The sequence below is a fragment of the Flavobacterium sp. 2755 genome (assembly GCF_031455715.1).
Taxonomy (GTDB): Bacteria; Bacteroidota; Bacteroidia; order Flavobacteriales; family Flavobacteriaceae; genus Flavobacterium.
The window spans coordinates 470,884-486,373 of record NZ_JAVDTG010000005.1 but is presented as its reverse complement, the minus strand read 5'-3'; the positions used below and the strand labels follow the sequence as shown (position 1 = coordinate 486,373).

Annotated in this window: 12 protein-coding genes; 3 read left to right on the top strand and 9 right to left on the bottom strand. The window is 35.6% G+C overall.

The genetic code is table 11. From position 1 onward, the window contains the following. Nucleotides 1-297: 297 nt before the first annotated feature. A complete protein-coding gene (gene carB, locus J2Y38_RS14905) occupies nt 298-3,153 on the bottom strand; it encodes a carbamoyl-phosphate synthase large subunit (protein WP_309843949.1) in 2,856 nt (951 codons plus the stop codon). Nucleotides 3,154-3,299: 146 nt separating this feature from the next. Next, entirely contained in the window at nt 3,300-3,461 is a 162-nt protein-coding gene (rpmH, locus tag J2Y38_RS14900) for a 50S ribosomal protein L34 (protein WP_008464848.1), read from the bottom strand. Between the two features lie 167 nt (nt 3,462-3,628). On the opposite strand from rpmH, the gene J2Y38_RS14895 reads away from it, so the two are divergent. After that, nucleotides 3,629-4,144, top strand: a complete 516-nt coding sequence (locus tag J2Y38_RS14895) for a hypothetical protein (protein ID WP_053474518.1) — start codon at nt 3,629-3,631, stop codon at nt 4,142-4,144. Between the two features lie 587 nt (nt 4,145-4,731). On the opposite strand, the gene J2Y38_RS14890 is transcribed toward J2Y38_RS14895, so the two are convergent. From J2Y38_RS14890 to J2Y38_RS14880, 3 genes are all read right to left on the bottom strand, one after another. Next, the gene (locus J2Y38_RS14890) at nt 4,732-8,010 is read right to left on the bottom strand and encodes an FISUMP domain-containing protein (RefSeq protein ID WP_309843947.1); all 3,279 of its coding nucleotides are present in this window, start codon (nt 8,008-8,010) and stop codon (nt 4,732-4,734) included. Nucleotides 8,011-8,310: 300 nt separating this feature from the next. Continuing rightward, a complete protein-coding gene (locus tag J2Y38_RS14885; RefSeq protein WP_309843944.1) occupies nt 8,311-8,526 on the bottom strand; it encodes a hypothetical protein in 216 nt (71 codons plus the stop codon). Between the two features lie 67 nt (nt 8,527-8,593). Further along, nucleotides 8,594-8,791, bottom strand: a complete 198-nt coding sequence (locus J2Y38_RS14880) for a hypothetical protein (protein WP_309843942.1) — start codon at nt 8,789-8,791, stop codon at nt 8,594-8,596. A 20-nt stretch (nt 8,792-8,811) separates the two neighbouring features. Between J2Y38_RS14880 and J2Y38_RS14875 the strand changes: the two genes are divergently transcribed. Next, on the top strand, nt 8,812-9,249 hold the full coding sequence (locus J2Y38_RS14875; protein WP_309843939.1) for a hypothetical protein: 438 nt from the start codon (nt 8,812-8,814) through the stop codon (nt 9,247-9,249). 333 nt (nt 9,250-9,582) lie between these two features. Here the strand turns inward: J2Y38_RS14875 and J2Y38_RS14870 are convergent, their stop codons facing one another. Beyond that, the gene (locus J2Y38_RS14870; RefSeq protein WP_309843938.1) at nt 9,583-10,242 is read right to left on the bottom strand and encodes a YqiA/YcfP family alpha/beta fold hydrolase; all 660 of its coding nucleotides are present in this window, start codon (nt 10,240-10,242) and stop codon (nt 9,583-9,585) included. Between the two features lie 284 nt (nt 10,243-10,526). Here J2Y38_RS14870 and J2Y38_RS14865 point away from each other — a divergent pair, with 284 nt between their 5' ends. After that, on the top strand, nt 10,527-10,838 hold the full coding sequence (locus J2Y38_RS14865; RefSeq protein ID WP_234984747.1) for a GNAT family N-acetyltransferase: 312 nt from the start codon (nt 10,527-10,529) through the stop codon (nt 10,836-10,838). On the opposite strand, the gene J2Y38_RS14860 is transcribed toward J2Y38_RS14865, so the two are convergent. The 3 genes from J2Y38_RS14860 to J2Y38_RS14850 all read right to left on the bottom strand — a co-directional run bounded on the left by J2Y38_RS14860 (nt 10,835) and on the right by J2Y38_RS14850 (nt 15,280). Then, nucleotides 10,835-12,265, bottom strand: a complete 1,431-nt coding sequence (locus J2Y38_RS14860; RefSeq protein WP_309843935.1) for an anion permease — start codon at nt 12,263-12,265, stop codon at nt 10,835-10,837. The two genes, J2Y38_RS14865 and J2Y38_RS14860, sit on opposite strands and share 4 nt — an antisense overlap. Before the next feature lie 20 nt (nt 12,266-12,285). Continuing rightward, nucleotides 12,286-13,437 (bottom strand): porin, encoded by a 1,152-nt coding sequence (locus J2Y38_RS14855; protein WP_309843934.1) that lies wholly within the window; start codon nt 13,435-13,437, stop codon nt 12,286-12,288. 208 nt (nt 13,438-13,645) lie between these two features. Further along, the gene (locus J2Y38_RS14850) at nt 13,646-15,280 is read right to left on the bottom strand and encodes an ABC-F family ATP-binding cassette domain-containing protein (RefSeq protein ID WP_053472781.1); all 1,635 of its coding nucleotides are present in this window, start codon (nt 15,278-15,280) and stop codon (nt 13,646-13,648) included. Between the last annotated feature and the right edge of the window lie 210 nt (nt 15,281-15,490).

The window sequence follows — 15,490 nt, the reverse complement described above, 5'->3', positions numbered from 1 at the left end:
AAAATTGGAATGGAATTTATATACATTTTTCGACAAACAAATACACAAAGTATATCGTAGAAACGCACAGCAGTGCGTCTTATGCGCAAAGTAAATCAACAGATGTGAATACTGGACGTAGACGCACTGCTGTGCGCCTCTTCGGAAAATTGGAATGGAATTTATATACATTTTTCGACAAACAAATACACAAAGTATATCGTAGAAACGCACAGCAGTGCGTCTTATGCGCAAAGTAAAAAACAAAAAAAGCTCCAATTTTCATTGGAGCTTTTTTGGTTATAATAGAATCTGAGATTATTTACTCAAATACATTTTTCTTCTAGAGTACAATTCGTAGAATTGATCGTCTTTTAAGTCATCAATAAACAAGATGCTTTCTCCTGTTGATTTCATTTCTGGTCCTAACGCTTTGTTTACGTTCGGGAATTTGCTGAAAGAGAAAACCGGCTGTTTGATTGCATAACCTTTCAATTGCGGGTTGAAATCAAAGTCAGTTACTTTATTGTGCCCTAACATTACTTTTGTAGCGTAGTTTACATAAGGCTCTCCGTAAGCTTTTGCAATAAACGGAACCGTTCTTGAAGCTCTAGGGTTTGCTTCGATAATATAAACCGTATCATCTTTTATCGCAAACTGAATATTGATTAAACCAACTGTTTTTAAAGCTCTTGCAATTTTAAAAGTATGGTCTTTAATTTGCTGCATTACGAATTCTCCTAAGTTAAAAGGAGGCAATGTTGCATTACTATCTCCAGAGTGAACTCCGCAAGGTTCGATATGCTCCATAATTCCTATGATGTATACATTTCCGTCAGCATCACAAATTGCATCAGCTTCGGCTTCGATCGCTCCGGCTAAATAGTGATCCAAAAGTAATTTGTTTCCTGGAATTGTTTTCAACAAATCGATAACGTGTTCTTCAAGCTCTTTTTTGTTGATTACAATTTTCATTCCCTGACCTCCTAATACATAAGAAGGACGAATCAAAAGCGGAAAATCTAAACTGTCTGCTAATTTTGAAGCTTCGTCTGCTGTTTCAGCGATTCCAAATCTTGGGAAAGGAATATGTAATTCTGTCAATAAATCGGAGAATCTTCCTCTGTCTTCAGCTAAGTCAAGTGCATCAAAACTAGTTCCGATGATTTTTACACCGTATTTAGATAATTTATCAGCTAATTTAAGAGCCGTTTGACCTCCAAGCTGAACGATTACTCCTTCTGGTTTTTCGTGCTGAATGATGTCATAAATATGCTCCCAGAAAACCGGTTCGAAGTATAATTTATCAGCTGTATCAAAATCTGTTGAAACTGTTTCAGGGTTACAGTTAATCATGATCGTTTCGTAACCGCATTCTTTTGCTGCTAAAACTCCGTGTACACAAGAATAATCAAACTCAATTCCCTGTCCAATTCTGTTTGGCCCAGAACCTAAAACAATAACTTTCTTTTTATCTGTCAGGATACTTTCGTTATCTACATAACGCTCTCCGTTTGCTTTTTCGATTTCTGCCTCAAAAGTTGAGTAGTAATAAGGTGTTTTTGCTTTAAACTCAGCAGCACACGTATCAACCAGTTTAAACACACGGTTGATGTTTTTTTCCATACGTAAAGAATGCACTTCACTTTCCAGACAGTTCATCATGTGAGCCAATTGTCTGTCGGCGAAACCTTTTTGTTTGGCTTCAAGTAACAATTCTTTAGGAAGGTTTGAAACTTTATAGTTTGAAATTTCTTTCTCTAAAACATAAAGTTCTTCGTATTGCTTTAAGAACCACATATCGATTCTTGTAATTTCATGAATTCTGCTCAACGGAATTCCCATTGCAATGGCATCATAAATTACAAAAACTCTGTCCCAGCTTGCATATGTAAGCTTTTCGATGATTTGTTCGTAATCTTTATATCCTTTTCCGTCAGCTCCTAAACCGTTTCTTTTAATTTCTAAAGATTGGGTTGCTTTGTGAAGCGCTTCCTGGAAAGAACGTCCAATTCCCATAACTTCACCTACAGATTTCATCTGAAGACCTAAAGTTCTGTCTGATCCTTCAAATTTATCGAAGTTCCAACGTGGTATTTTTACGATTACATAATCTAAAGTTGGTTCAAAAAGAGCCGAAGTTGATTTTGTAATTTGGTTTTGCAATTCATCTAAGTTATATCCTAAAGCCAGTTTAGAAGCAATTTTAGCAATTGGATAACCTGTTGCTTTTGATGCTAATGCAGAAGAACGAGATACACGAGGGTTAATCTCGATCGCTACGATATCTTCTTTTTCATCTGGAGAAACTGCGAATTGTACGTTACATCCTCCCGCAAAATTTCCGATACTTCTCATCATTAAGATAGCGTAGTCACGTAATTTTTGGAAAGTGGTATCTGATAATGTCATTGCCGGCGCAACAGTAATCGAATCTCCGGTGTGGATTCCCATTGGGTCCATATTTTCGATAGAACAGATAATAACAACATTATCGTTTTTATCTCTTAAAAGCTCTAATTCGTATTCTTTCCATCCCATTAAAGCTTTATCAATTAAAACTTCGTGAATTGGAGACGCTTCAAGTCCGCGTGTTAAAAGCTCATCAAAATCTTCTTTTTTGTAAACTACTGCAGCTCCTGTTCCTCCTAATGTAAACGATGGACGAATTACAAGCGGAAAACCAAATTCCTGAGCAATTTCTTTTCCTTCTAAGTATGAAGTAGCTGTTTTTGCAGGTGCAGTTGGTACATTTATTCTTTCTAAAAGCTGTTTAAACTGTTCTCTGTCTTCGGTAATATTAATTGCGTTTACATCAACTCCTATTAATCTTACTCCGAAATCCTGCCAAATTCCTTTTTCTTCTGCTTCCAGACACAAGTTTAAAGCGGTCTGCCCTCCCATTGTTGGCAAAACTGCATCAATTTGCGGGTGTTCCTTCAGAATTTCAATAATCGATTTAGTAGTTAATGGTTTCAAATAAATATGATCGGCCATAGATGGGTCGGTCATAATTGTCGCTGGATTGGAGTTAATTAAGATAACTTCAATTCCTTCTTCACGAATCGAACGTGCAGATTGAGATCCCGCATAATCGAATTCGCAAGCTTGACCAATAACAATAGGTCCCGAACCTATTATTAAAACTGATTTAATTGATGTGTCTTTAGGCATTTTGTATGTATTGTGTAGTTATATAAGTATTTTAAAAAACATTCTTAGTGTACTAAAAACTAGAATGTTGAGAAAATTTTTACCGACAAGGTATAAAAAAAGGCGATACTAAAAAAGTAATCGCCTTATGTATGTTTATACAAACATTATTTTTTGTGTCTAGGTTCGCTAGAAACAGTCAATTTATGTCTTCCTTTTGCTCTTCTACGCGCTAGAACTTTTCTTCCATTCGCAGAAGCCATTCTGTCCATAAATCCGTGCTTATTTCTTCTTTTTCTTTTCGATGGTTGAAATGTTCTTTTGCTCATTGCTTTGTATCTTTAAAATGGTGTCTATTATCTCTTTTTCTGTTTTTGAATTCCGTTGCTCAAAAACCGAGTGCAAATATACAAAGACTTTTTTTTCTGGCAAGTAGTTTTATAAAAATATTTTTAATTCATTTTACTATATTTGCAATCACAAATTTACATGAATTATGTTTAATAAAATTATCAAACTTATTTTGGCCGGACTTCTTATAATAGCTGGCGTTTGGCAAATTGTAGATAAAGAAACCGGTAATGGTATCTTCCTTATATTATTGTCTGCAATTCCTATTTTTCTTTATTTTAAAAATGAATTTATCCTTTTAGCCTTTCTTAAATTAAGAAAACAAGACTTTGAAGGCGCTAAAAAATGGTTAGCATACATCAAAAATCCGGAAACAGCGTTAGTAAGAAAACAACAAGGATATTTTAATTACCTTCACGGTATCATGCTTTCTCAGACTAATTTAATTCAGGCTGAAAAACATTTCAAAAAAGCGATCGAACTTGGACTATCAATGGACATGGATTTAGCTGTAGCAAAATTAAACCTTGCCGGAGTTGCAATGTCACGCCGAAGAAAACTGGAAGCAACTAATTTATTGGCCGAAGCTAAAAAATTAGACAAACAAGGAATGCTGAAAGAGCAAATCTCTATGATGAAAGAACAAATGAAGAAAATCTAATTTTCTTTAAATTACAATATTCGAAATCCCAAATTCTAATTGTGAATTTGGGATTTTTTTTATTTTAGAGTTTTGAGATGTCATCCTGAGTAACGAAAGATCGCACTTGCTGATCGACAAAGATTGGCGATTCTCTTTGTGGAGTTTCTTTGTAGAGTTTCTTGTGCGATCCTTCGTTCCTCAGGATGACAGGATTGTGTCTCCATAATAATAACGTTTGCTATGTCATCCTGAGGAACGAAGGATCGCAATTGCTGATCGACAAAGATTGGCGATTTACTTTGCGGAACTTCTTGTGTAATTTCTCCCTTCGGTCGAAATGACAAAAAAACTCATAACTCCTATTTTTCATGTTTTTATTTATTTCTTTTACCAATTAATTAAAACTTTATAAAACACCGAAACGCCTTCCATTCCTGCCTATGAGCAGGAAATGAAAAGCGAAACGGCCTTTTGGTAATCTTAATTATTTATATTTTTTATAGCTAAACCATTATAGATAGCTTAACTATGTTTTTATTTTATCCCGAGAGAAAAGTTTCTCTCAGGATTTTTTTAAGTGAACATGTATTACAAACTATTTAAAATTATGGCTTACCCCCCTCGCCGTCTTTTTTAGCTATACAACGTACTGGTAATCCAGATACGTAAGAAGTAGAACCCTCCGTACCTGTAAAAGTTGGTAAATATGAATCTATCATTAAATATGCTGTTGATAACTTACCACTACCATTACTGCCGGTCCCGCTCCAATAGTGTTGTGTACTTTGAGGAGGATTACTATTAGAATACTGCTTGACACCTGTATATGGCAGCATTAAATAATCACCAAAATAAAAAGCTGCGTCACTACTTAATACCATCATATTTTTTACACCTGCGTATCTCAGAACATTGTTATTACTATTATATAAAGCAGCCCATTCAGCTGAAGTAGGTACACGATACCCTTCAGGACAAGGATCATTAGGTCCTTTTATATTTCCTGTATTGGACCAGCTCCCAGCTGGGCTTGCTATTGGATTAATAATTAAAGGATTAACAGGGCTACTCATCCCCCAGTGATAATAATCTCCAACTAATTTTACTCTCTGATTATTATCCAGAGGATCTACAGATGTATCTGCTCCTAAGTTATGACACAAAAATACTCTCCAATCTGAATCTAAAGGACCAACTTTTGCACCACAACAAGAGCAGTCTTTAATTTTTGCTGTTAGCTGTACCTTTTTATCTGTACCATTATTAGTAGGGCCATCATTGTAAATTGCATAGATGGTTAGGGTAAGCGCACTTTTATCATCTCTACCGTAAGCTGTACCGTCTTTGGCAAGTAAAGTTGTACTGCTTAATGTTTTTTTGTATGTTACTTTAAGTGTAACAACTGTGCCTTTAGCAATAGTAGTGGTTGGATCAGTTACGGCATCACTGCTAATTAAATCTACAATTTTACCGCTGTCTGATTCTACGACAACAAAACGAACATTACTTACTGAAGCGGTGCTATTCGTAGTAAATTTATATTCTTGTGCGCTCATTGTATTAAAATCAGCTCTCGTTGAAGATCGGGAATCAATCATACCGCAAGCAACACTTCCGCTTTCAGCAATATCAAAACAAGTTTTTCCGCTTAGGGTACCGCTTCCTGATGTTATGCTAGCTGGGTCAACACTTGCTTTAACATGGAAAAAAGCGGATGTTGCACTTGGTGTTCCTGTACAGCCATTTTGTACAATACAGTAATAATAATAATCACCTTGCGCTATTTTTTGTTCAGTATATGATGATGCTGTAGCGCCAGATATAGCGGCTGCACCTGTAGTACTTGCACTTGTTTTATTAACATACCATTGATAAGTTGGCTGATTAGCAGTTCCACTTCTTAAAGTAATACTTACTGCAGGATCAGATCCTCCTGTTACAGTCTGCTCTAATTGTGACTGCGATATAATTTCAGGTGTTGGACATCCGTTGTTCAATGTAATTACCTTTTCTAAAGTATCTGAAGTACCGCAGTAGTTTTTGGCAGTTACCGCAACAGTAACTCTTTCACCATCTGTCTCCAGAAAATCTATTGTGCCATTTGCTGAGGCTTGACCTGAAACTTCAACCCCATTTTTAGTCCATACATAAGACTCAGCAGGAAATGTCGTACTTGTGGCAAATGTGAATTTTGAACCAAAAGAAGCTGTATCATTAGCAGGAAAACTTGTCCATGAAAGTTCCGGACGGTTTGAATTATTATTTGAAACTGTTTTTTTTATTGCCGGGCTTACACATCCTGTAGTATTAGCAATAGCAGCACTGTAATCTCCTCCCTGTTTAACAATAATAAAATCTTTATTCTCACCACTCATTAGCTCAACATTCTTATACCACATATAAGTATAAGTGCCCGCTGTTTTTGGATTAATTGTCAATTTTGCTTCTCCGTCGCAAAGTGCTGTATTTCCGTCAATCGATTTTATTTCAGGAGTACTGCCCTGTATTACATCCATATCTATTGCCTTTTGTTGAGCAGGGCATTTAGCTCCGCTGTCATCAGTAGCAATCATACTAAGTGATATTTTAGTTTGAGAATCTGGTATTTTATAAGGGTTACTCGTAATTTTATCAGTACCATTATACCAAGAGTAAGTAATGCCGTTTTGTTTATTAACAACACTTAAATCTAAAGTTCCGCCCGCACAAAAAGCCGTAAAATCTTTTAATGGTTTTCCATTTACCTTTACATCACTATCATTAATAATTATTGGTGATGCTGCTTCGCTTTTTGTTACCGTAATAATGTTGGCAGATTGTTTTGAATAACAGCTTCCTTCTTTTACCGCTGCAAACCACTGACCTACACTACTGTCACCACTAATCGTTATTTTTCTGCCTGACTTTGTTTTGTCTTCTACTCCATTATGGAACCAGGCTATATTAGTTGCTGTTCCACTTGTTACAAAAAGGTCAATAGTGCCCGTACCGCAAATCACTCCATTATTATCTGCAGATATGGTAATACTGCCCGGCGCTGTTGAAGTAGTTGAATCTTCAATAATTTTCTCATTTGCAGCATTGGTATTACAGCCCATTGCCCCCATAGAAATATTGTATTTTCCTGCTTTATCTGCAACAAGATAATTTAATCCGCGATTAGAAGGGATTTCAACTCCATTATATATCCAGATTAATTTATCAAGATTAGGTGTATTAGCAGGAACGGAAAGATATACAGAACCGCCTGCGCACAAAACAGAAGAAGATGCACTTAAAGTAGGCACAGCATAAGGCATAGTACTGCAGTCTACCCCATTTTGAGAAAATAAAAACTCTTTATACAACCCTGTACAACTACTTGTAACGCGAACTATTACGTTGTGTTTGTTTACCGTTTCGTTTGGATTAAAGTTAATTTTAAAACTTCCGTCTTTTTTATTTACCCCGCTTAATGAAGCATAATTTTCACCTCTTGTAATTTCAATTTCAAACAGACCATCAGGACAATCAGGATCTGTAACGTCAAATGTCTGGTCACATCCGGTTCCATTTGCAGCTACATTTACACAAGGTTCCGGGCTTATTGAAGCCTGCGATGTTCCGTCACATAAACTTACCCAGCGTGATGCGTTCCAATATTCTACACACTTGGTATCAATATTATAAATAGTTAGTCCTTCACCTGCAATTTTACCTTGTACTGCAAATGTGTTACGCTGTGCAGTTGTCATTTGGGGCAGTCGAAGCCCTCCTTTGTTAAGCAGTTCCAGCACAGAGAAAGCCTCGGGTTCTTTCTTGCCCCCAATGGTCATCTGGGCCTGCGTGTTAACCGAAAATAATATGGCAAATACAAGCCATATACAAAATAGATTTTTTTTCATTTTTTAAATTATTTAATTATTTAAATGGAGCAGGCCTCCAGCTGCTATGCATAGAATAACAGAATAAAAGACATGCCGGACCGATATCCTTTTGGGATATTCGTATGTATTTTGTGGTATTTGTGGTATTGTTGAGTAAAAAAGGCACTTATCGAATCTTATCAATAAGGCTTATAATGATGAAGGCAGCCTGTGTATTAATAAAACAAGGCTTTAATAAATCGGCTTCTAAAACTTGGGGTTTTAAAGCTGACATGAAGTATAATAACTTTTTGGTTTTCTGGTATATTTTTTACTTAATTACTTAAGCGTTGTCTGAATAAGATTCATGATGACATCTTTGTGTGCTTTTTCCATTATTTCATAGTCTTTTTTTATGCTGTCCGGTGTTATTCCGTGTACAGCTCCGTTCACACATTGTCGTATGTAATATTTTGACAGTCCGTATTTTATAAACAAGGCTTCTAAAATATTTGCATCATAGGAGCTATAAACTTTTGTCTTCCTTTTATCCATTGTCTTACTTATTTTCATTTGTTAATGATCTTAATTTTACTCTGGCAGACTTTCCTGGAAAATTAGTCTATGCCTTTTTTGTTTTCTTTTGAAATTCCTTAATTAAAGCCTCGCGGTTTGCAATTATTTTAAGTAACGCTTTTTTCGCAATTTCATCTCCTCTAAAAAATCTCATTTTTGCCGCAGGGGCATTAATTCCCATAACCTGCCCAAGCAAGGTATAATCACCATACAGCGTTTTTTCCTTAATTTGTTCGATTGTCATAACAAAAAGTTTATCTTTGAATGCTAAATAATATCCAAATATACACAAAAAACTGTGTAAAAAACCTACAAAACACAATAATCTGTAATTTTCCTGCAATGAACGATGTAACTTCAAGATTTCTAATAACTTATGAATATCTAAAAGAAGCAAAGGTTGTTTCAAATATCAAAAGTTTTGCTAAAGAACTAAATATTAGCTCTTCGCTTGTTACAGAAATTTGTAAAAAAAGAACCAATGCAGGAATGGTTCCAATATCTAATTTACTGATAAGATATAAAGATATTGATGCAAACTGGCTTTTAACCGGCGAGGGAACTATGTTAAAGAGCAGTGGCAGTCCCGAAGCCAATCTTAATTATAAAGAATTAGCTGAAGCAAGACTTGAAATTATCGCCCTGAAAGATGAAAAAATTGAGTGGCTTAATAAGGAACTTAAAAAAAAGAAGGGTTTGTAGTGTGGCTGCTTTTATTCACAAGATATGTCTTTGCGAAGAACGAAACAATCTCACTAACAAGGAACAACTTTGGTGATAAACGGAGTGGGATTGCTTCGTTCCTCGCAAAGACAGTACGTTAGTTTTTTGTCATTTCGATGTAAGGAGACTCGAGCGATAGCGACAGACGAAGTAAATCGTCAATCTTTGTCAAGTTACTTACAGAGATCCCTCGTTCCTCGGGACGACAAGATTGTGTAGAGAATTTTATTGTAGAGTTACTTTGCGCCCTTCGACTTCGCTCAGGGTGACAAAACAATTATTAATTATTAATTGTAAATTATCAATTATTACTCACTCTTCTAATATAATCGAAGGCAGATTTTCGTTGAGCCATTTGTATTTATTGAGAATCATAATATGGGTTCCGCCTTTTACTACTATACAGCTGTTGATATATTTTATAGGAAAAACTTCGTCCTGATCGCCGTGAATATGAATGACATTATCGTCGACTTCGTTTCTATTCCATAAAATAACAGATTCTACCGCCCACTGCAGATAATTAAGATCGCGAACGGCTAAAAACTTTTCGTATAATTTAATTCGTTTGTTGATTTTTTCTCCAAAAGAATATTTCGCCAGACTTTCTATATTCAAAATCAGCTTCATAGGAATCAGCTTGTAAGCTTTTGTCTTCTTCCCTATTTTCATTCTTCTTGGAAATTCGATGTTACTTCTTACACTCGAAATAATGATTACTTTTCTCGCCTGAACATGTTTTGCAATTTCCTGCACTAAAATTCCTCCAAAAGAAACGCCAATTAACACAGGGTTTTCATGTTTGATTTTTTTTGAAATTCGGAGTGCGTAATCTGATAAGGCTTCTTTGGGATGCGGAATTTCCCATTCTAATAAACAGGTTTCAAAAACAGATTCATCTAATATGATTCTCTCAAATATAGCAGGGCTAGCCGCCAGACCGGGCATAAAATATACGGGAATTTTACTCATTTGATTAAAATGGAATTACAACTACAGCTCTAAATTTCAAGCTAAATTTACTTTTTTTAATAATATCTACAGCAAATCGCACACCATAATTACATATTAAAACAAATTGAGTTGTAAAAACAAACGATTTTGCAATGAACCTGATCGCCAAAAAATAATTTTATATTGAAAATCAAATGATTACCTTTGCAATCCAAATCACCTGCAGCTAAACATCTTTTTAAAAGATCTTAGCTGACTATATTTTTCGTTCTTTTTCTAATATTTTTAACCTACCCCAAAACATGACAAATATGGAACCTACCGAAACTATGGAAATCAAAGACAACACTTTTGCAAGACAATTTGAAACCGTGGTCCCTGAAGGATTATTAAGCGTGGAATACTCTTTTCAGGAAAAAAAGATTTTTTTAACCAAAATCAATACGCCCGAAAACTTTGAAAACCAGCCTGTACTTGACAATTTACTTAAAAGCATTTTGGAATTAAGTACTGAGAAAAAATTTAGAGTTGTACCGATTCACCCAAAAATCGCGGCTTTTTTCAAAAAAAACCCAAAATACAAAGATTTATTGCCACCGGGAATCAGGATTTAAAAATCGCCAATTACCCAAAGCCATAATCCGCCAATTGCCATATAAATAAAGAGCATAATAAGTCCGGTTATCAAACCTTTGACCCACCAGCTTTTTAAATCGACATATCCGCTCCCAAAGAAAACGGGAGCCGGACCATGTCCGTAATGCGTTAATGTTCCGTAAATAGATCCCACAAAACCAAGCATAAAAGCCAGAAGCAATCCTGGAATTCCAAGTGAAACCCCAACACCTAAAAGTGCCGCATACATTGCCGCCACATGCGCCGTTGCACTTGCAAAAAGATAGTGGCTGAAAAAGTATACCAATATAATAATAGGAAAAGCCATCTGCCAGCTTAATCCGCCAATTTCGGCTTTTACAACATCACTAAACCAGCCAATAAAACCTAATTCGTTTAGGGAACTTGCCATCATTACTAATACCGAAAACCACACAATAGTATCCCACGCTCCTTTTTCGGCTTTTACATCATCCCAGGTTAAAACGGAAGTGAGCAGTAAAACCACTAAACCTATAAAGGCTGTGGTGGTGGCATCTATAGAAAATAAATCGCCGGTCATCCAGAGAAATAATAGTATAAAGAAAGTCAGCAGCATCATCCATTCGTTTCTGGTGATTGGCCCCATTTCTTTTAATTTTTGAGAAGCTATTTGCGGTGCGTCTCCGGTTTTTTTAAGTTCCGGCGGATAAATCTTGTACAACACAAACGGAATAACAAAAAAGGCACATAATCCCGGTACAATTGCCGCGGCTGCCCAGGACATCCATGTTATTTTTATTCCCAAATTAAGTGCAAACTTCTGGCACATTGGGTTACTTGCCGTTCCGGTAAGAAACATGGAGGATGCTATTAAATTCATATTATAACAGTTCAATGTTAAATACGAACCTAGTTTTCGATGTGTTTCGGGCTCTTCCGGTAAAGAACCAAAACTCATCGACATTGATTTCATTATGGGATAAATAATTCCGCCGCCGCGGGCTGTATTACTTGGTACGGCTGGTGCCAAAACCAAATCGGCAAGACCTAAACCGTAAGCTAATCCAAGCGAACTTTTTCCGAATAATCGAATAAACAGAAAAGCAATTCGGTTTCCTAAACCTGTCTTTATAAATCCGCGTGCTATAAAAAATGAAATTCCAATAAGCCAGATCACCTTGTCTCCAAAACCTTTTAAGGCCAATGTAATTGATTTTCCGGGATCGCCCGGCGCTAAAACCTGCGTAAAAGCGGTTAAGGCAATGGCTATCATACACATGGTTCCCATTGGTGCGGCTTTTAGAATAATTCCTAAAATGGTCGCAACAAATATGGCAAACAAATGCCAGGCTTCGGGTACAACTCCGTTTGGCGCAGGAATAAACCAAATTGCTGCTCCAACGGCAAGTGTAATCAGGGTTTGAGGAATTTGTACTTCTTTCATGGTTTTGGAATTAAATTAAACTACAGCCTGCACTGAAACTGAATTAAAAATAAATTGTCGTTATAGGTTGATGTATCCGGGATATTTCGGTCGAAATGGTCTATTTCAAATCCCATTTCTATACGACCTGTATAGTTTTTTCCAAATTCAAGACTTATCATAGGAGTATAAGTCTGTCTAACATTTGAATCGATTTTAAAACTTGGATCAAATCTTTCATAACGGCAGGATACTTCTAAAGAAGTTAATTTTTTATAATCGATTTGGTACCGCACATTGGGTAGAAAATAAATTCCGCGCATTTGATAATCAGCTACATCAGCTGTTCTGGAATCAACGGGTAAAGAAAAATATAAGTTGTGATTTGTTCCTCGCTTGTATTCTATCTGCAAATCAAAAGTAAAACGGTCTGTAAGTCTGAAATCGCTGGTAACATCTGCACCAAAGGCAAATACTTTTTCTTTGGAATATTTACCAATACCTCCGTTTAAACCGAGATTAATTTTATGTTTTTTTGATAATTCGAAAACCAATCTTGAAGAATATTGTTTTCCGTTATCGTTGTCTTTTTCCTGATTTTTACCGTTCCCGTTTAAAACTGAAACAGAATAATTTACGGGAATTTTGCCCAAATCAAAATTTCCGGTTGCAGAAGCTCCGATTTGAAAGCTTGTCCAGCCATTTTTTCCAAATTCATAATACTGATTCGAGAAATCAAATGATTTTATAATATCAACCGGAACTAATTCCTCAATACCAAAAGCCGGCCGAAACTGCCCTCCTAAAACGGCAATGTATTTATTGAAGGTATATTTTGCATAGGCATTTTCGAGAACTTTACCTTTTGTATCTGATTTAAAATCGGCAAGGTTTACCAGAATTACGACTTCTGTAGCTTCGCTTAATTTTGTATTTAACCCAACACGCATTCTTTTAATATCAAAGGAACTTTGGGTTACGTCGCCTGTAGAATGGTGAACGCCCATAACATCTACATTGTCACCAAAACTTTCGAGATATCTTGCCTGAAAAAGTCCTTTAAACTGAAATTGGGGATACTTAACACCATCTTCAGAATCAGCTGCCTTTTGGGTTTCGGCAGTTTGCGCATTCGTGAGAAGTGGTATTAAAAAAAGGAAAAAAGCAATTCTTATTAGTAAAGGTGTATTCATACGCTCCAGAAATAAAAAATTGAACTTAGCTAATTGCTTGAAAAAACCTAAAAATAACTAAAAGGTAATTGGAAATATCTTACGAAAATAAGAAAAATAGTAATGTCTTGTAAAAATTACTGCATTAAAATACTTTCCTGTATTCAACGATACAAAAAAAAGGCATAAGAATTAACTTATGCCTTTCTGTTTTTTATTTTAGTAAATATTATTTTTCAATCTCTCTCATGGAGTCCATTTTTTTGTGAGCAAGGAAACCTGCAACATCTTCAAAATGTTCTTTAACTCTTTTGTTTCCAAATTCGAATACTTTAGTTGCCAGTCCGTCAAGGAAATCACGGTCGTGAGAAACTAAGATTAATGTCCCGTCAAAATCACGTAAAGCATCTTTAATAATGTCTTTTGTTTTCATATCCAGGTGATTTGAAGGCTCATCCAGAATTAACAAGTTAACAGGCTCTAACAATAATTTAATCATTGCCAAACGTGTTTTTTCTCCTCCTGAAAGTACTTTTACTTTTTTGGTAATATCATCACCCTGAAACATAAATGCTCCCAGAATATTTTTTATCTGCGTACGGATATCACCTACTGCAATGGCATCAATTGTTTCAAAAATGGTTGCATTTTCATCTAATAATGAAGCTTGATTTTGTGCAAAGTATCCAATTTGTGCATTATGTCCAATTTCAACGCTTCCTGAATCAACGCCAATTTCTTTCATAATCGCTTTGATCATCGTTGATTTTCCTTCTCCGTTTTTTCCAACAAAAGCTACTTTCTGACCTCTTTCGATTACAATATTAGCATCTTTAAAAACCACATGATCTCCATATGATTTTGCCATTTCTTTTACAATAACCGGATATTGTCCTGAACGTGCTGCCGGCGGGAATTTTAAACGCAATGCCGATGTATCTACTTCGTCTACCTGAACGATTTCTAGTTTTTCCAGCATTTTTACACGAGACTGAACGGCATCTGTTTTAGAGAATGTTCCTTTAAAACGATCGATAAAGGCTCTGTTATCAGCAATCATTTTTTGCTGCTCGTCATAAGCTTTTTGCTGATGAATACGACGGTCTTTTCTTAGTTCTAAATAATGAGAATATTTTGCTTTATAATCGTAAATTCTTCCCATTGTTACTTCGATCGTACGGTTTGTAATGTTATCTACAAACGCTCTATCGTGCGAAATTACTACAACCGCTTTTGCTGAATTCACTAAAAACTCTTCTAACCATTGGATACTTTCAATATCCATGTGGTTGGTTGGCTCATCCAGTAAAATCAAGTCTGGTTTTTGCAATAAGATTTTTGCCAGTTCGATACGCATTCTCCATCCTCCAGAAAATTCAGAAGTTTGTCTTGTAAAATCTTCACGTTCGAAACCTAAACCAACTAAAATTTTCTCTACTTCAGCTTCATAATTTACTTCTTCAATTGCATAATATTTCTCGCTTAAGTCCGAAACTCTTTCGATCAATTTCATGTATTCGTCACTTTCGTAATCTGTACGAACGGTTAACTGCTCGTTGATTTCGTCAATTTCGGCTTTCATTTTAAAAATCTCACCAAAGGCTTTAGATGCTTCTTCCATTACAGTCGAACCGTCTTTTGTCAATAAATGCTGAGGCAGGTATGCTACAACGGCATCTTTTGGCGTAGAAATACTTCCGGTAGATGGTTTGCTCTGCCCTGCTATAATTTTTAAAAGTGTCGATTTTCCCGCACCATTTTTACCCATAAGGGCAATTTTATCATTTTCATTGATAGCAAAAGAGACATCGCTAAAAAGTGTAGTTCCACCAAACTGAACCGAAATATCGTTAACTGTAATCATTATCTTCTGTGAATTTGTTTTATCGGTTAATCGTTTACTTGACTACCCATTTTTTTCGTGCTGCAAAGATAGATTAATTAGATAATTAGGCAATTAGAAAATGTGGCAATTTATTAATTAGATAATTTTGAGAATGTGACAGTTAGAAAATTTTCTTTTTTACCACAGATTAAAGGATTTTCACGAATTATTTTTTTCAAGAATTGACTT